Source organism: Eximiradius proteiniborus, assembly GCF_058546985.1.
The window spans coordinates 1,422,058-1,439,764 of sequence record NZ_CM178592.1 but is presented as its reverse complement, the minus strand read 5'-3'; the positions used below and the strand labels follow the sequence as shown (position 1 = coordinate 1,439,764).

Annotated in this window: 18 protein-coding genes; 8 read left to right on the top strand and 10 right to left on the bottom strand. The window is 38.1% G+C overall.

Translation table 11 applies throughout. The features are described from left to right. Positions 1-43 precede the first annotated feature (43 nt). The gene (locus ACY2LT_RS05965) at positions 44-748 is read left to right on the top strand and encodes a DUF1573 domain-containing protein (RefSeq protein WP_491814485.1); all 705 of its coding nucleotides are present in this window, start codon (positions 44-46) and stop codon (positions 746-748) included. Positions 749-804: 56 nt separating this feature from the next. Here ACY2LT_RS05965 and mtnA read toward each other — a convergent pair whose 3' ends face one another. Further along, on the bottom strand, positions 805-1,896 hold the full coding sequence (gene mtnA, locus ACY2LT_RS05960) for an S-methyl-5-thioribose-1-phosphate isomerase (RefSeq protein ID WP_491814484.1): 1,092 nt from the start codon (positions 1,894-1,896) through the stop codon (positions 805-807). A 113-nt stretch (positions 1,897-2,009) separates the two neighbouring features. Here mtnA and purM point away from each other — a divergent pair, with 113 nt between their 5' ends. Continuing rightward, positions 2,010-2,999, top strand: coding sequence for a phosphoribosylformylglycinamidine cyclo-ligase (gene purM, locus ACY2LT_RS05955; RefSeq protein ID WP_491814483.1), 990 nt, complete (start codon positions 2,010-2,012; stop codon positions 2,997-2,999). An 8-nt stretch (positions 3,000-3,007) separates the two neighbouring features. Continuing rightward, on the top strand, positions 3,008-4,426 hold the full coding sequence (gene pyk / locus ACY2LT_RS05950) for a pyruvate kinase (RefSeq protein ID WP_491814482.1): 1,419 nt from the start codon (positions 3,008-3,010) through the stop codon (positions 4,424-4,426). A 54-nt stretch (positions 4,427-4,480) separates the two neighbouring features. Here pyk and ACY2LT_RS05945 read toward each other — a convergent pair whose 3' ends face one another. Together ACY2LT_RS05945 and rpmB are read right to left on the bottom strand one after the other, a co-directional pair. Next, positions 4,481-5,368 (bottom strand): DMT family transporter, encoded by an 888-nt coding sequence (locus tag ACY2LT_RS05945; RefSeq protein ID WP_491814481.1) that lies wholly within the window; start codon positions 5,366-5,368, stop codon positions 4,481-4,483. A 71-nt stretch (positions 5,369-5,439) separates the two neighbouring features. Next, positions 5,440-5,661 (bottom strand): 50S ribosomal protein L28, encoded by a 222-nt coding sequence (gene rpmB, locus ACY2LT_RS05940; protein WP_491814480.1) that lies wholly within the window; start codon positions 5,659-5,661, stop codon positions 5,440-5,442. Between the two features lie 290 nt (positions 5,662-5,951). Here rpmB and ACY2LT_RS05935 point away from each other — a divergent pair, with 290 nt between their 5' ends. The 5 genes from ACY2LT_RS05935 to ACY2LT_RS05915 all read left to right on the top strand — a co-directional run bounded on the left by ACY2LT_RS05935 (position 5,952) and on the right by ACY2LT_RS05915 (position 10,979). Next, positions 5,952-6,773, top strand: coding sequence for a glycosyltransferase (locus tag ACY2LT_RS05935; protein ID WP_491814479.1), 822 nt, complete (start codon positions 5,952-5,954; stop codon positions 6,771-6,773). Between the two features lie 45 nt (positions 6,774-6,818). After that, entirely contained in the window at positions 6,819-8,450 is a 1,632-nt protein-coding gene (locus tag ACY2LT_RS05930; RefSeq protein ID WP_491814478.1) for a DUF6029 family protein, read from the top strand. 10 nt (positions 8,451-8,460) lie between these two features. Continuing rightward, complete coding sequence (locus tag ACY2LT_RS05925) at positions 8,461-9,309, top strand: Omp28 family outer membrane lipoprotein (protein ID WP_491814476.1); 849 nt, start codon at positions 8,461-8,463, stop codon at positions 9,307-9,309. Between the two features lie 107 nt (positions 9,310-9,416). Continuing rightward, entirely contained in the window at positions 9,417-10,172 is a 756-nt protein-coding gene (locus ACY2LT_RS05920) for a hypothetical protein (protein WP_491814475.1), read from the top strand. A 9-nt stretch (positions 10,173-10,181) separates the two neighbouring features. Further along, positions 10,182-10,979 (top strand): oxygen-binding di-iron domain-containing protein, encoded by a 798-nt coding sequence (locus ACY2LT_RS05915; RefSeq protein WP_491814474.1) that lies wholly within the window; start codon positions 10,182-10,184, stop codon positions 10,977-10,979. Positions 10,980-11,081: 102 nt separating this feature from the next. On the opposite strand, the gene ACY2LT_RS05910 is transcribed toward ACY2LT_RS05915, so the two are convergent. The 7 genes from ACY2LT_RS05910 to ACY2LT_RS05880 are packed head-to-tail and all read right to left on the bottom strand — an operon-like array spanning position 11,082 to position 17,697. Further along, entirely contained in the window at positions 11,082-12,434 is a 1,353-nt protein-coding gene (locus tag ACY2LT_RS05910) for a c-type cytochrome (protein WP_491814473.1), read from the bottom strand. A gap of 11 nt (positions 12,435-12,445) precedes the next feature. Then, on the bottom strand, positions 12,446-13,363 hold the full coding sequence (locus ACY2LT_RS05905) for a protoheme IX farnesyltransferase (RefSeq protein ID WP_491814472.1): 918 nt from the start codon (positions 13,361-13,363) through the stop codon (positions 12,446-12,448). Between the two features lie 2 nt (positions 13,364-13,365). Beyond that, a complete protein-coding gene (gene coxB, locus ACY2LT_RS05900; protein WP_491814471.1) occupies positions 13,366-14,349 on the bottom strand; it encodes a cytochrome c oxidase subunit II in 984 nt (327 codons plus the stop codon). 7 nt (positions 14,350-14,356) lie between these two features. After that, positions 14,357-14,656 (bottom strand): cytochrome C oxidase subunit IV family protein, encoded by a 300-nt coding sequence (locus tag ACY2LT_RS05895; RefSeq protein ID WP_491814469.1) that lies wholly within the window; start codon positions 14,654-14,656, stop codon positions 14,357-14,359. A gap of 12 nt (positions 14,657-14,668) precedes the next feature. Beyond that, positions 14,669-15,286, bottom strand: a complete 618-nt coding sequence (locus tag ACY2LT_RS05890; protein WP_491814468.1) for a cytochrome c oxidase subunit 3 family protein — start codon at positions 15,284-15,286, stop codon at positions 14,669-14,671. Further along, the gene (locus tag ACY2LT_RS05885) at positions 15,273-16,913 is read right to left on the bottom strand and encodes a cytochrome c oxidase subunit I (protein WP_491814467.1); all 1,641 of its coding nucleotides are present in this window, start codon (positions 16,911-16,913) and stop codon (positions 15,273-15,275) included. Before ACY2LT_RS05885 ends, ACY2LT_RS05890 begins: the two co-directional genes overlap by 14 nt. Next, a complete protein-coding gene (locus ACY2LT_RS05880; RefSeq protein ID WP_491814466.1) occupies positions 16,903-17,697 on the bottom strand; it encodes an SCO family protein in 795 nt (264 codons plus the stop codon). Before ACY2LT_RS05880 ends, ACY2LT_RS05885 begins: the two co-directional genes overlap by 11 nt. Positions 17,698-17,707 lie beyond the last annotated feature (10 nt).

The window sequence follows — 17,707 nt, the reverse complement described above, 5'->3', positions numbered from 1 at the left end:
AAGTTTGTTTGTTAGTTTCATCAATAATGTTTAAAGGTTTGTTATGAAAAGATTATTAGGTTTGTTCTTAGTTTTTATCGGTTTGAGTGTTGTTGCTTACTCCCAGCCAAAACTTGAAATTTTCCCACCAAATGAATATAATTGGGGCAAGGTCAAATCAACCGATAACCCTCTGAAAGCAACTGTCAAAATTTACAACAGAGGCAACGAGGAACTCCACATTATTAATGTGAAACCGGGATGCGGTTGCACTACTGCTCCGCTCGACAAAAAGATTCTTCCTCCCGGCGATTCTGCTAATTTAGACATTACTTTGAATATTACCGGTTATTCCGATAACGTTGTCAAAAGCATTATGATTGAATCCACCGACCCCGAGAAAAAATCTTTCTACTACTATATCAAAGCAAATGTGTTCCGTCCGATTGTTGTTGTGCCTCAATATATTCCTTTCAACGAACTCTACTATTTGCAGGAAGCAAGCTCCAAAGTTATGCTAAAAAATAATACTGATGCTCCAATCAAAATTTTGGATATAAAGACTAACCCTGAATCTCTTAAAATCAACCTTAAAGCTAATGATGTGCTTAAACCAAAATCTGAAACTCCTCTGGAAGTAAAATTCACCCCAACGCAAATCGGTGTTAATTCAATTCGTGTGTCCATTACAACAGACAACGAAGAATCCAAAACTATTGATATAAATGGATGGGGAAGTGCTGTCGACCCAAAGCAAAACAAAAATTAATAAAGTAAATCTGCTTTTCTTGATTTTATAAATGGCGGGAAACATCCCGCCATTTTTTATGTGAAGCTCTCGTCTTTTAAACTTTGAATGCTATCAAACACGCCAAGTTCAGTAATATACTTCGAAACAAATTGGTTCGGAGTTATATCAAATGCATAGTTCAGAGATTTCGAGCCAGTCGGTGTAATTCTCACTTTACAGATTTTGTCCAGATATTCTCCTTCTATATAGTCAATCTCTTCGCTCGGGCGTTCTTCTATTGGTATTTCTCTATAATCACTTATTTCCCAATCTATTGTGCTTGTCGGGAAAGCTACCCAGAACGGGATATTATGCTCTTTTGCAGCTAAAGCTTTTAAATAAGTTCCCACCTTGTTGCAAACGTCGCCTTTGCTTGTAACTCTATCTGCACCAACAATTACAGCGTCCACCTTGCCCGTTTGCATAAGCAAGCCACCTGTGTTGTCCGCAATAATTGTGTGAGCAATATTTTCGCCTAGCAACTCAAACGAAGTAAGTTTCGCTCCTTGATTGCGTGGGCGCGTCTCATCTACCCACACGTGAAGCGGTATTTCTTTCCGGTGTGCGTAATAAATCGGAGCAAGTGCTGTTCCCCAATCAACTGTTGCAAGCCAGCCTGCATTACAATGCGTTAGAATATTTAGCGGTCGTTGATATTTCGAATATAAATTTTCTATCAAGTCGAAGCCAGATTTTGCAATCTGCTTGCAGGCTCTCACTTCTTCAGAATAAATTTGCCGGGCTATTTGTAGTGAGCGTTCATAGTTTTCCTCAACCGAAAGCGAAAAATCAATTTTTGAAGCAACTCTATCAACTGCCCACATCAAATTTACTGCTGTTGGACGTGCCGAGCGAATCTCTGAAATAATTTCATTAATCTTTTCAAAAGGTTGCTTATTTTGAACAATCTCTTGCAATGCGAGCATAATTGCGTACGCGCCGCCTATTCCAATCAGTGGGGCACCTCGTATTGTCATTTCTTTTATTGCCATTACCATTTCTTTGTAACTTGCAATTTTGGCAATTTCCAACCTGAACGGCAATAATCGTTGGTCTATTGCACTTATCGATAGAGCTTTACTGTTTTCTTCCCAAAGCGAACAATATTCAGTTCCGTTTATTTTCATACAAACTATATTAATTAATAATGAATTATTGTTAATTATCAAAAAACGTTCAACTCTTGTTTTTAACTTATTGTATTTAATCGTAATTTTGTTTTTTTGATTTGGGAGAAAAAATGAACGAAACTTACAAAGCCTCAGGAGTAAACATAGAAGCAGGCGAAGAATTAGTCAGTAGAATAAAACCTCTTGTAAAAACTACCTTCAACGAAAAAGTTCTTTCTGAAATTGGACTTTTCGGCGGGCTTTACGAAGCAAAATTTGATGGCTATTCCGAGCCGGTGCTTGTTGCAAGCACTGACGGGGTCGGAACAAAGCTAAAAGTTGCTTTCGCTGCCAACAAGCACGACACTGTCGGGCAATGCCTTGTGAATCACTGCGTTAATGATATTCTTGCCTGCGGTGCTAAACCTTTGTTCTTCCTTGATTATTTTGCTACCGGTCGGCTCGAACCCTCTGTTGCCGAACAGGTAATCTCAGGGTTTGTCAAAGCGTGCCGTGAAAATTCTACTGCACTAATTGGTGGCGAAACTGCCGAAATGCCTTCAATTTACGCTGACGGCGAGTATGACGTCAGCGGAACAATTGTTGGCGTTGTCGATAAATCTAAAATTGTAAATGGTAGTTCTGTGCAATCGGGTGATGTCCTGATTGGCTTACCATCAAACGGACTTCATACGAATGGTTATTCTCTTGCCCGCAAAGTCCTTTTTGCTAAATATAAAGTTGATGATTATATCGAAGAATTAGGCTGTTCATTAGGCGAAGAGCTTCTGAAAATCCATCGCTCGTATTTGCACGTTGTTCATCCTTTGGCTGAAAAAGGGCTTGTAAGCGGTATCTCTCATATTACCGGCGGTGGTATTGTTGGAAATACTTCCCGTGTTGTTCGTAAGCCTCTCGAATTAGAAATTTTCTGGGATAGCTGGCAACGTCCTCCTATTTTTCAATTGATTCAAAAAGTTGGAAACGTTCCCGAAGAAGAGATGCGACAAGTATTCAATTTAGGTATCGGCATAATTTTGATTACATCCGAACAAAATGCTTATAGCATTATGGAAACTCTCAAAGCCGAAAATCCAGTATTTATTGGTAGAATTAAATAGAGAACCAAATGAGAAGAAGAACCAAAATCATTTGCACTATCGGTCCGGCAACCGCAAATGTTGAAAAACTTGTCGAACTTGTCCACAACGGAATGGATATTGCCCGGCTTAATTTTTCTCACGGCACCCACCAGCAACATCAGGAAATTTTTGCCAATATCAGACGTGCCGAAGAAATTACCGGCAAACCAATTGCTATCATTCAGGATTTGCAAGGTCCCAAAATTCGCACCCGAAATGTGCGAAATGGAATTGTTTTTCTTTCTCCCGGCAGCGAATTTATTATTACTGCCGACGACCTCGAAGAAGGCGACGAAAACCGCGTTTCCACTACCTACAAAGACCTTGTTAAAGAAGTTTCGGCTGGCAATACTCTTCTGCTCGATGATGGTTATCTGATTCTGAAAGTTAAGCAGGTGGTTGGCAACGATATAATTACCGAAGTTATTAAAGGCGGAAATTTAAAGAACAACAAAGGAATTATTGCACCAGGTGTAAAATCTTTTGCTCCTTCGCTTTCCGAAAAAGATATAGAAGACTTGAAATTTGGATTAGAGTTAGGTGTTGATTACGTTGCTTTGTCCTTTGTCCGTTCAGCAAAAGATGTAATCGAACTCAAAACTGCAATGAAAATCTTCAAAAAAAAGGTGGGAATAATCTCGAAAATTGAACGATACGAAGCCTGCGAACGTATTGATGAAATTATCGAAGAATCAGACGGAATAATGGTTGCCCGCGGCGATCTCGGGCTCGAAACTCCTGCCGAAGAAGTTCCCGTTCTCCAAAAAAACATTATTAAAAAATGTAATTACTACGGCAAACCTGTAATCGTTGCTACCCAGATGCTTGAATCGATGATTACAAATCCCCGCCCAACCCGTGCCGAAGCAAGCGATGTAGCTAACGCCGTTATCGACGGAACTGATTGCGTTATGCTTAGTGGCGAAACCAGCACCGGAAGCTATCCGTGCGAAGCCGTTAATTATATGGATAGAATTATTCTAACCACCGAGAAAAATTTCCATCGTATGCTCGAACCACGCATTGTTCCGAGCGACGAACGCCATAATTTTTCCGATGCACTTTCAAAAGCCTCCTGCGAAGTTTCTTCTCAAGTGAATGCTTCCGCTATTATTGCTATGACTACCAGCGGGTTCACCGCAATTAATATCGCTAAATACAGACCTCGTCAGGAAATTATTGCCTTCACCGAACTTAAAGAAACTCAACGAAAACTCGCTCTCATCTGGGGTGTGCGTTCTTTTTGGCTCGAGGAACTCAATAATTCCGACGATATAGTTAATACAATCTGCAATTTTCTTGTTGATAATAACATTTTCGAAAAGGGTGAGAAAATTATTTTTGTTACCGGAACTTCCGAAAAAACATCACTTCCGGAAAATGTTGTTAAAATAATGAAGTTGTAATCTTTAACTACAAATGTGCTTTTTACGATTTGAAAATTAATACCGTTGTTGCTTTTATGCGAATAGTAACGCTATTCCAATAAATGCAACAATTGCCCCTGTAACTGAAATTAAAGTCAATTTTTCTTTATATACAATTCTTGTCATTGGAAGTATCATTACCGGAACCGTAGCAAGCAATGTCGAGGCAATTCCAAGCTTTGTGTGTGAAATTGCGAAAAAGCTAAGCGTTATTCCAAGATATGGTCCGATTATCGAAGCAATTGATATTTGCTTGAAAGATTTTTTGTCTCTGCTGTATAATTTGAACGGGTTTACATATCTTTTCAGCAAAACCCCCAGAGGGAGAAACAACAGGACTGAGGTGGATATTCTGAAAAAAGTTGCTGTAAAACTATGTATGTAGCTATCATTGAAAGCGTATTTAGCAAAGATTAGCCCTCCAGCTTGACCTAACGCCGAAATAAATGCAAAAAGCACCCCCGGCAATGTTACTTTAAAATTCATTGGGTTGTCGTTTCGTGGCTTTTCTGTAACAACAAGTATTATTCCCAAAAGCGTCAGAAAAATTCCAATAATGCTAATAAATGGGAGTTTTTCCCCAAACAAAATAAACGCTAATATTGCTGCAAATGCCGGATTAAAAGAATAAATGAGCAAGCTTATTCGCGGTCCCATCTCACGAAATGCTCTGAATAATGCAGTGTCGCCGATAATCAAGCCTACTATTCCACTTCCGACTAAGTATAACAATTGGTTTTTCGTGCAATTGAAAGAAATCCCTGCTACCAGCATAGTAATTGCAATAAATACTGCTGCAAGTGTCATCCTGTCTATATTGAGTTGAATACTGCCAATTCGCTTGACTGCCGATGTAAATAAAAACGAACCTGCTGCCCATAAAAAAGCTGCTGTTAATGCCGCTATTTCGCCCCAATACATAAAATTCTCCTAAAAAAAAAGCGAAAACCCCCGCGTTTTCGCTCATATTAAATACACTGTCTTAAGCTAAATTACTTTGCTAATTCTTTAATCATTGCTGCGTAGCCTTTCTTATCCAAAGTTTTTAATGCTCGAGCAGTAGCTTTGATTGTTATCCAACGTTTTTCCTCAGGCAACCAGATTCTCTTCTTTTGCAAGTTCGGTAGGAAACGTCTGCGTGTTTTGTTGTTAGCGTGCGATACATTGTTGCCAGTCATCGGACCAACGCCTGTAAGCTCACATCTTCTTGCCATTTTTTATCTCCAAATAAGTTATTTCATTTTCAATAGAAAACAAAAATACAATTTTTTCAAAATTTTCCCAAATTATTTTTTCTTGATTTTTTATGTCCAAAAGAAAAGGCTGTCCCTTTTGTATTCATACAGTTGATAAACAATGTATAGTATCGTTTCATAATATGTATATCAAGCATTACAAAAATATCTGATTTTTCTCAATTGTATCCCCCGAATTTATTATTAAGTTGAATAAGAACGAAAAAATAGTTAATTTTATAATTTATATATAATTTAACAGGTAAAAGTTGCATTACAGGTTATCATACGAGCAACACGATAAAATAGCTCTAAAAGCTGAACCAAATCATAAAAGTTCAGCAAATAAACAGGTTGATGTGAAGCTTAGCTTGATTATCCCTACTTTTCAGGAAGAAAAGCTAATCGAAGAACAATTAAAGAGATTTAAGCCTGAAATACGCAATAAATATAATTTCGAACTTATTGTTTCCGATGGTGGTTCCACCGATAAAACAGTCGAGATTGCAAAAAAATACTCCGATAAAATAATTCTTCACGATAGTTCCAAACGCCAGACTATTGCCGCCGGTAGAAATAATGGGGCTTCGATTGCTTCCGGCGATGTCCTGATTTTTCTTAATGCCGATTCTTATCCTGCCGATTTAGATAAATTCTTCTCTGAAATTTTGAAATGGGCAAATGATAAATCCGGCAATTGCGGTGCTATTGCTTGCTATGTGAGTGGATTCCCTTCCGAAATCCGTTTCAAGGATAAAGTTTTCTACTTTCTTCATAATCAATATGTTGCCTTTCTCAATTTTATTGGGCTTGGTATGGGGCGTGGGGAGTGCCAGATTGTTCGGCGAAACGTTTTCGAGCAGGTGGGTGGATACAATAGTGAAATTGTTGCCGGCGAAGATTTCGATTTGTATCGCCGCATTAATAAAATAGCTAAGGTGAAATTCTGCCGCAATATTGTTGTGCTCGAATCTACCCGCCGTTTCAGAAAATATGGCTATTTCAAAACTTTGCTCTATTGGGGACTTAATGCTGTAACTGTTATGCTTTTCAATAAGTCTATTACCAAAGAATGGGAAGCTGTCAGATAATTTGTTCTATTAATCGTGGTTTGTTTAATTAATCGTTGAAATGTTATGAAAAGGCTTATCTACCTGCTTATTTTTGTGCCTTATGTTGTTTTTTCTCAGAATATTGGCAAAATCAGTGGGAATTTCCAACTCGAAGCCCAAACTTATAAAAAAGATAGTGTTATCGGTGCGCCCGATGTCAAAGAGAGAATCCTTTCTAATGGTTTTCTCAATCTAAACTACACTCTTGATAATTTTAACGCTGGTTTGCGTTACGAAGCTTATCTCAATCCAATACTGGGATACGACCCACAATATAAGGGTTATGGCCTCTCTTATCGTTATGCTTCGTGGAGCAACGACTTCCTTTCTGCTACTGTTGGGGATTTCTACGAGCAATTCGGTAGCGGAATGATTTTCCGTGCTTACGAAGAACGTGCATTGGGCATAGACAATGCTGTCGAAGGTTTTCGGGTAAAGCTGCGTCCGTCCGATGGCTTGGAAATTACCGGGCTAATTGGTAAACAGCGAATTTTCTGGGGCAAAAGCGATGGTATTGTTCGCGGTGGCGATTTCAATCTTGCCCTTAATGAGTTCGCGAAATTAGAACTTCCTTTCGATATTAAACTTGGTGGAAGTATTGTTAGTCGCTACCAGAAAGATGACGACCCGTTTCTGCGTCTGCCGGAAAATGTGCTTGCTTATTCCTCAAGATTGGGGCTTTCAGGCAGTAGTTTTCTGTTTGATGCTGAATTTGGTTACAAATACAATGACCCGAATACTACAAATAACAACTCTTATAATAATGGCTATGGCTTATCGCTTAATGGTTCCTATTTTACCAAAGGATTTAGCTTTGCTATCTCTGCTCATAAACTTGATAATATGGATTTCCGTTCCGATAGGTCGGCTGCCGGCAATAATCTTACTCTGAGCTATATTCCTCCAATCAACAAACAAAGTCCTTATAAGCTTCCCAATATGTTTCCTTTTGCAACTAAATTAAATGGCGAAGCTGGCATCCAGGCTGAAATTAATTATGTTTTGCCTGCTTTATCGGCTTTGGGCGGCAAATATGGAACAAATATCAACGTGAATTTCTCCCGCATCCAATCAATCGATACAACTCACACAAGTCAATATAAATACAATTCAGATTTATTTTCAATAGGCGATAGATTATTCTATCAGGATTTTACTATTAACATTTCTAAAAAATTCTCATCCAAATTCAAAGGTAGCCTGTCCTACATTAATATGATTTACGACAAAGACATCTTAGAAAACGAAGGTGCTCCAAAATATGGACAAATCAAAGGAAACTTCTTGATTATGGACGGCACTTATAAAATTGACGACAAAAACGCAATTCGTTTCGAATTGCAACATCTTTGGGCAAAGCAGGATTCTTCTGCTCACGTTGGTGATACTCGTTATGGCAACTGGATTTCTGCTCTGCTCGAATACTCTGTTTCCCCTTCGTTCTATTTCTCAATCAGCGACGATTACAACTATGGAAATGAATTCGACGATTTGAAAATACACTACTACTCGGCTTCTTTCACTTATGTCGTCGGCTCAAACAGAATTCAGCTCTCTTACGGAAAACAAAATCAGGGCATTGTCTGTGTTGGTGGCGTTTGCCGCAGAATTCCGGCTTCTAATGGCTTTTATCTTTCGATTAGTTCATCTTTTTAAGGAGATTGCTATGAAAACAATAAATATTCTGGTGTTTGCTTTTTTGATGATTTTTGCTGTTTCTTGCGACCAGATTACTGGCGATGTTCAAGAAATCCCGAATATCGATACTTCATCGAACAATGTGGTTCGGAAAGTGCTTCTCGAAGATTTTACAGGCTACACTTGCGGCAACTGTCCGGCTGCTCACGATGTTATTAAACAACTTGAAAAAACTTATGGCGAGCTTTTCATTCCGGTTGCTGTTCACGCCGGCTCTTTTGCTGAACCATATCCTGAGCATCCTTATGATTTTCGCACTCCCGAAGGCAATGCCTACGACGAATTTTTCGGCAATAGCAAAGCCGGACTTCCCAATGGTATGATTAACCGAAAAAAATTCAGTAATTCTTATATTACTCGCCATACAAAGTGGGCTTCGCTTGTTTCTGCTGAACTTCAAAATCAACCGTCGCTTTCTATCAAATTGAACGTTTCTTATAATCAAACTACCAGAAAAATAGATGTTTCTACCAACTTGCATTATCTAAAAAATTCATCGTCGCAGGATTATTTGGTTTTGCTGATTGTCGAAGATAGCATAATCCAATACCAGAAAGATTACCGTCTTGGCGAAAATCAAAATATTTTAGATTATGTTCATAATCACATCTTGCGTGGTAGTATAAATTCTGCTTGGGGCGAGCGTATTTCATCAAACGAAATTACTTCTGGCAATAAATTTAATTTCAATCATTCCTTCGTTATTCCACAATCGAAGGACTGGAAACCATCGAATATTCATATTGTAGCTTATGTTTATTCTAAATCTCTTGATTATGAAGTTCTTCAGGCAGAGAGTACTAAACTAATCAAGTAAAATTTTTTAATAATTATATTTAAGTTTATTCGTATTTTACCGAATATAAGTATTGCTTAAGATCCACTATCGGAAGCTTTTATATGAGTATGATTACGAATAACTATATGAACGAGATTTCAAAAGTTTTCGCCATTGGTGTGGATGTGCTTAACGGAACTCGTTCGTTAAAAAATATTAGTTTGGACTTGAAGCTGCTGGCTATTAACGGAATTGTTCAGGCTGCTAAAATCGGGACGAATCAAGGACAATCTCTTATCACTCTCTCGGGGTTTCTCTCCGATTTGCCCGTTCAGATTGCACCTGAACTCGAAGAATTGGAGCAGGTATCTGCTCAATTCGCTCGCCAGCTTACTGTCTGCTCTATCGCTGTTCGTCGCTATTTGAATTATTCAGAAGCGTTGCGAAACTTAATTGCCCGTGTGCTGAAATATTCAAAAACTGCCTATAATGCCGAAGATTTTAATCTGCTTGACCCAAAAGTGCTTGCCAAACTTCCAAGCCATCCCGCTTTCAAAAATGTTACTCAAAACGATAGAGAAAACATTATACGTTTTGCTTCAAGAAACCAAAAGGTTATCGAATTGATAAACGATTTGCTTTATGATGCTCATATTCTTATGAATAAAGCTTCAAAAAAATTAGATTCAATCAAACGTAATGGCTTTATTGCCAATTATATGGGCTCGAATATCTTAATTGAATCGTCCTATCTTTCTTCCGACCAGAAAAGCTTCTCCGGGCTTGTGGAAAATATCAAAAATATTGTTAAAATTCTCGATGAACAATTGATGAAAATTTCGGAAGATTTGTCGTATGGCGATAGTGTTATTACTACGTTAATTAAGTTGAAATCAAAATAAAGGTGTTCTATGAAAAGTGAAGTTATTTTTGATGGTGAAAACCACAAATGGATTGTTTTAGGACGAGACCCTGAAAAATCCGAAGAAGTTATTGATACTAACGAATATATCATTGTTTCCGATGGGCAGGCGTGCCTGCTCGACCCAGGTGGGATTGAAATCTTTCCTCAGGTGCTTACCGAAATTACACGTCATATTTCAACTGACAATATTGCTTGTATTATTTCATCTCACCAGGATCCGGATATTTCCTCTTCGCTTGCTATGTGGACTGATCTGTGTCCAAATGTGAAAGTCTATTGCTCGTGGATTTGGACTGGTTTTATTGCTCATTTCGGTATGGGAACTAAGCTTTCTCTGATTGGCGTTCCTGATGAAGGTATGGAAGTTCCGATTGGAAATTCTCGTTCCAATGTATATTTAGTTCCGGCTCACTATTGCCATTCGTCTGGTAATTTCTCAGTATATGATCCTAAATCTGAAATCCTTTTTTCTGGTGATATTGGTGCTGCACTAATCCCGCCAGATTATCCAATGTATGTCGATGATTTCGACCGTCATACTAAGCTTATGGAAAAATTCCACCTCCGTTGGATGCCTTCCACCAACGCTCTTAAAAATTGGGTAAGACGCGCCCGTCTGATTAACCCTAAAATGATTTGTCCGCAGCACGGGGCTATCTTCCGTGGGGAAAACGTTACAAAGTTTCTTGATTGGCTCGACCGTTTAGATGTAGGCAAATGGGATATGGGCGCCGAAGTTACAGACCTCAATAAAACTGTCTGGATGAAATGGAAAAAGCGTTGATTTTTCTCCTTTATCTTTTTGCAAAATAATTTAATTTTATTCATAAAAACTAAAAAAGGGCGTATTTCAAAAATACGCCCTTAGTATTTTCTATCTTTTTTGCTACTTAATTTTTGGTCCATAATGTTCAATCATATATTTGGCGACTGCTTCTGCTTCCTTCGGACGCAATCCCTGCGCAGGCATCGGCGGATAAGCAGGATCAACCTTTACAGGGTTTAGAATAAATTTAGCAAGAGCCTCGGGATTATTAATATATTTCGGAAGAACTAATTTGTGAGGTGGACCGACTACTTTACGTTCGAAGTCGTGGCAAGCAACGCATTTTCCCTTGTAGATTTCTTCTCCGTTTATTTCAGCTCCGCCACGTCCAGCTTTAGCAAGCAAATCCTGATAAAATACATCATAATTTTTCGAAAGACGTGCAGTTTGTTCAGCATTAGCATACTTAAAGACAAGTTGCTCTTTTACCTGCGAAATACCTATTACTGCAATCAGCAAATAAAATGCTACGGAAATGTATATAAACTTGTTCTTTCGCACCATCTCGTAGAGAAAATGAAGCAAAATAAACAGCAACACAAGCCCTAACAAAGCAAATCCAAACAGAAAGTCATTTATTGCTGTTTTCGGTGTAATTATCAAATTCAAAATATAAAACAAAGGCATACACATTGTGGCAATAAGTGCAACCGATAAATTAAAACGCTTTGCGTAATCATTCAATTCTGCATCTGCAAAAGGTGGTTCTTCCATCCATTTATATTTCTTATATAGAAATGCAATTCCTGTAATTGCAAATGCAGAAGTAATAAAACTCATATATTTGAAAAAAGCAGAAAAACTTAATATCAGCTCAAATGTATTATGAACCGACCCCCACCTCCAGTTCTCTACCGCCAAATTAAGAGCAGCAATGAAAATATAAAGAGAAACTGCAAGTAGCAATATACCCCAAAATCCGGTTCTTGTCCTATAGCGTTCTGCCTTTTCTTGAAACAACAAAAAATCATCATCTTTTCTTTCCGAACTAATTTTTGTTTTGAAGTACTCTAAATAATAATTTAGTTCAGTTGAATGGTGATAGATAAATATAAGTGCAATAGCAATCAGCCAGAGAACAAATGCCAATATCAAAAATTTGGGCACATACGCCCCCGATAAATTCAGCAATTGTATATAAACCATAATAATTGCCAAAAATGGCACTATTCCCAGCCCGAAAGCAAACATTTTCCCACTTGCTATCAAATCTGCTAATGCTTTTGCAATTTCTGCATATTTCAGCGAATTTTCCTTTATCGATTTTTTGTAAAACCATATCGATAGCGATATGCTTCCCAACAATATACCCGAATAAATCATCAGCGACGAAAGAGAAATCATTTGTAGCAGATTTAGCAACAGTAGATTTGTTTCCGACTGCGGTATAACAAGTTTGTAAAGCAATTCCATAATCGAACCATTTATTTATTACTAATAATTTTTTCAAGTGTAAGGATAACTACTACCAATAGAACGTATATATTAAGTGTTTGAAAAGCAATTCTATAACTAATATTCTCATTTGTTTCTTCGAGATTCAGCAAAAACTTGTTTTTCCAGATTAATATTACAGACATTCCAAAAATTACAGCTAAAAACAAAGGATTATTTACAAAGAAAAAAGGTTCTGCTACCGCTACTATTGCAAGGCATACTATCCAAACAAACGAGATCCTTCCGATTTGATTAACCCTCAGTACATCTTTCAGAGTTGGATACCCACCCTGCTTATAGTCGTCATTGTAGATCAAAAACAGAAACCAGAAATGAGGAATTTGAAACAAAAAAAATAGTATTGCTATAAACATTATCTTCGGCGAAAACAAATCGCCACCAGCTACTGTCCAGCCGATTACAGGTGGTATTGCTCCAAGCAATGCACCGGGCAATACAGCAAATGCTGTTTTTCTTTTCAGCGGTGTATAAACAAGATTATACCATATCATCGAAAAAGCAGCAAGCCCGACTGCAGTAATGTTAAAAGTTAGCCCAAGAAGAAATATTCCCAATATACCTGTAAAAATGATAAATATTATAGCTTCTTCTTTTCGCAATTTTTTTGCTGGTAGCGGACGTTGCCGGGTTCTTGTCATCAACTTGTCGTATTTACGTTCCTGATATTGATTTATGGCAGAAGAAGAAACCGCAGTCAGAAATACTCCTGATACTACAAGCAACGACTGCCACGAAAACCCTCCATAGAAAATATATCCAAAAAACGAGGATAACGCAACAAAAAATGTAACCCTTAGCTTTGCAAGCTGAATTAATCCCGCAAGCAAATGTCCACGTTCAACTGCTTCTACTTTTGCTTTTATTTCAAACGAAACTTTTTCCATCCCTAATTTTTCCCAAGAAGTAGGTCGATGATTGCTTGCAAATCATTTTCAGACACTCTGCCACGTAAAGTAGGCATAGTATATGGGCTGTATCCTTCAACAATTTCGTAATCAGGTTCGAGCAATGCAGTGCGTAAATACTTAGCGTCAATATCAATAGTCATTTTCTTTCCATCTCGCATAACGTCAGTTTTCCCGGAAGCAAGTTTTGCAAATGATGGTCCAATGTGTTTCGAACCATCAACTGTATGGCAGCTTATGCAAGCATATTTCACCAATAAATCAAAATTTTTATGATTACTGATGAGTTTAATATATTCATTCTCGTTTTTGGGTTCTAATCTTGCAATTGTTGGAGTTGGTGTGGTAGCCGACGGGGCAGTTGAATCGCCGGAAAGCCAGGCATCGAAAACTTCTTCCGGAACAACTATCAGTTTTGTATACATATAGGCGTGATTTAGCCCGCAATATTCAGCGCAAGCAATATCATACTCTCCCAATTTTTGCGGCTCAATAATCATATAGGTATTTCTGCTGGCTATCACATCTTCTTTCATTCTCAATGCCGGAATAAAAAAAGCATGATTAACATCAACTGACCTCATTTCGAGCTTTATCGTCTTTCCAACTGGCACATAAAGTGTATCGGAAGTTTTCCCATTTGGATATTTGAAGTCCCATTTCCACATTCTTCCTGTAACTTCGATTTTCATCGCATAGTCAGTGATTTTACGTAATCTGCTGAAGTCCTTCCATCCAAGCCAAAACATACCTATTACTATAAATAGAGGGATAATAATCCAAATTGCTTCAAGTAAATTATTCCCTTTGATTTGTGTAGCAACCGGATTTCTTTTATGGTTATATCTTACCACGAAATAAATCATTGCCGCTACTATCCCGATTAGAAAAAACACTGATATACCAACGATAATTAGCATCGTGGTATCTACTTTATCAGCATAATATGACGCACCTTCGAACATATTTTCCTCATCGATATAATATATCAAAAGCAGTTAATACAAAAAGCACAAATAGTGTAAATATTATTAGCGAAAAGAACAATTTGAATATTGGGTCGTCGAACTTTATATGCATAAAAATATTAATTACTAATGTTGATTTTATCGTTGCAATTACCAGTGCAGTCAGCAAAATATATGCTCCCAGATCAAGTCCCGCAACTGCCACAGATACGCAGGTTAGCGAAATCAATGTAAGCCATATTAAAATATTATAGCCATAGCCCGGTGTATTCTTGTGTTCCTGATGTACTACATTCTCTTCCATATTCTTCCTCCATTAATGTAATAAGTAAAATAACGGGAACAGATAAATCCAGATTAAATCTACCAAATGCCAGTAAAGTCCCCCAGCCTCGAGCTTGATATAATTGTCCTTGTTGATTTTGTCTCTCAAAAGAAAAACAAGCATAAACGATAAAATTACTACTCCAATCAGAACGTGCAAGGCGTGTAGTCCGGTCATCACAAAATACATTCCGAAGAAAATCACCTCGCCGTTAGATAAATTTGCAAGTTCTGCACCACCCGGATAAATCCCGTGCGAAAATTTAGCTCCCCACTCGAAACCTTTGATTACCATAAACCCCAAAGCCAATAGAATAGTAGCAATCAAATATAGAATAGAAATTTTCTTCGAGCCGCGCCCAATTGCTACTATCGATAGAACCATCGTTAGCGAGCTTGTCAGCAATATCAGCGTGTTTATCGTGCCGAGTGCTAAATTCAATTCCTTCGCAGCAAGATGGAACTGCTCCGAGTATTCTACCCGATAGACCATATACATTATGAATAGTCCACCGAATAATATCAGTTCTGTAAATAGAAACAACCACATTCCCATTTTCGAACCGAAGTCATCACGGTGGTGTGCTATATTATGACTATTTGTATTCATCTTTTACCGCCTCATCATAATGTTCATATTCATAAGGACCGAATTTTATTTCAGGATGATAATTGAAATTCTCAAATGGTGGTGGTGAAGAGGTCATCCATTCTAACGTCATACCATTCCAGGGGTTTGCCTTTGCTGGCGAGCCTTTCTTCAATGCATACAGCAAATTCCAAAACATCAGCAATAGCCCGGAAATCAACACCCACGAACCAACTGTTGCAAAAATATGCAGAAACTGGAATTGTGGCAGATAATCATAATATCGTCGCGGCATCCCTTCGTAACCAAGAATAAACATTGTGAAATATAACATTAAAAAGCCAACTGTCAATATTCCAACAGCCGTCATTGCTATTTTTTCATTATACATTTTCCCGAACATTTTGGGGAACCAATAATGCAGTGCCGCAAAAAAGATAAATCCAGTCCCTCCAAACATTACAAAATGAAAATGTGCTACTACAAAATATGTGTCGTGAACGTGGACATTTGTTGCGACCGAACCAAGTATTAAGCCGGTTAGTCCGCCAATCGAAAACAATACAATGAATGCCATCACAAATGCAAATGGTGCACTCATCCGTATTGAACCTTTATACATCGTTGCAACCCAATTGAACACCTTGATTGCACTCGGCAACGCAACAATATAAGTCAGGAATGAATAAACCCAACGGGCAGTATCGCTCATTCCACTTGTAAACATATGGTGTCCCCAGACAAGTGTCCCGATAAATGCGATTGCCAACGACGAAAACGCAATTGCCTTATATCCGAATATATGCTTGCGTGCAAAAGTTGGAATTATTTCCGAAACAACTCCCATTGCCGGCAATATCATTATATAAACCGCTGGATGAGAATATATCCAGAATAAATGCTGAAACAAAATCGGGTCGCCACCTAATGCCGGATCGAAAAGCCCAACGCTGAACACACGCTCAACAATCACAAGCAGTATAGTTATTCCGATTACTGGTGTTCCGATGATTTGTATCCACCCCGTTGCATACAAAGCCCAAACAAACAACGGAAGCTTGAAAAAAGTCATTCCTTTTGCTCGCATCCTGTGAACTGTTGTAATAAAATTAATTCCTGTCAATATCGAAGAAAAACCTAAAATTAACGCAGCAATCAAAGGCAATATTACTTGCGTACTCGTTCTGATGCTATACGGAACGTAAAATGTCCAGCCTGTATCTATCGGTCCGCCACTTAAGAATAATGATACTATAGCAAATAATCCTCCCGTTACATAAAGCCACCACGAAAGTAAATTCAGCCGAGGAAATTGCACATCTTCTGCACCTATCATTATTGGCAGCAAAAAGTTCCCGAATGCAGCGGGTATCCCCGGAACAATAAACAAAAATATCATTATTATTCCGTGTAGAGTAAAAGTTGCATTATACATTTGCGGTCCCATTATCGTTGGTCCCATACTCAGCATTTCCAAACGCATTAAGAAACCAAGAAACACGCCGACAAGAAAAAATCCAACCATTGACCACAAGTACAACAAACCTATTCGCTTATGATCTGTTGATAGTATCCAACCTAATATTCCTTTGTGCTTTCCCTCGTATTCATAAAAACTTTTTATCGTTGTCGAAACACTATTGCTCATTGCTTATATCCTCCATATTTTTCTTTTTCCTTTTTGATTTGCCCATCAATACTAATGTTATGAAGAAAATACCAGCCGCAAGAAAGATAACTGTGCCAGCAACCTTAGTAACATTAAAAACATACTTTTTCCCTTCAGGGTCGTAACTAAAGCAATATTGAAGAATTTTTGTAACCGTTGGCATTGATTTGCCTTTTGCTGCCTCGCTTATGCTCATTTGTAAATCAAATGGATTATATTCTATGCCTAATAAATATCGCGACACTTTTCCTTCTGGTGTTAGTATAAATAATGAACCCGGATGAACATAATCGTTTCCTTCTGGCTTGAAGTAAAATCCAACTGCATCGGTAAGCTTCCGTATCGAGACGCTGTCGCCAACCATAAATTCCCAATTTTCTGCACCGAATGGGCGTTTCATCGAAGCAAGGTAGTTTTCCTTCCAACGTTTTGCTTTGTCTGCACCTTCGCGGTGGTCAAAACTAATAGTAAGTGCCTTGAAGTGCTTCCCCGGTTCTAACTTTACCTTATCCATTACTTCGCTCATATTTGTTAGCAATGGACTGCATATTCCCGGACAATTGTAATAAACAAGTGAGAGAATTGTAGGCTTATCAATAATATCTCGCAGCTTTTTCTTTGTTCCATCGGAACTTGTAAATTCCAAATCAAGGGGAATTTGATTGCCTAATTTCTCCACTATCCCAATTTCTGGTGGCTTCTCTGAATAAGAAGTCTGAACAGTCGTCATAAATAGTACTAAAAGCAGTGCAATTTTTTTCATTTATTTCTCC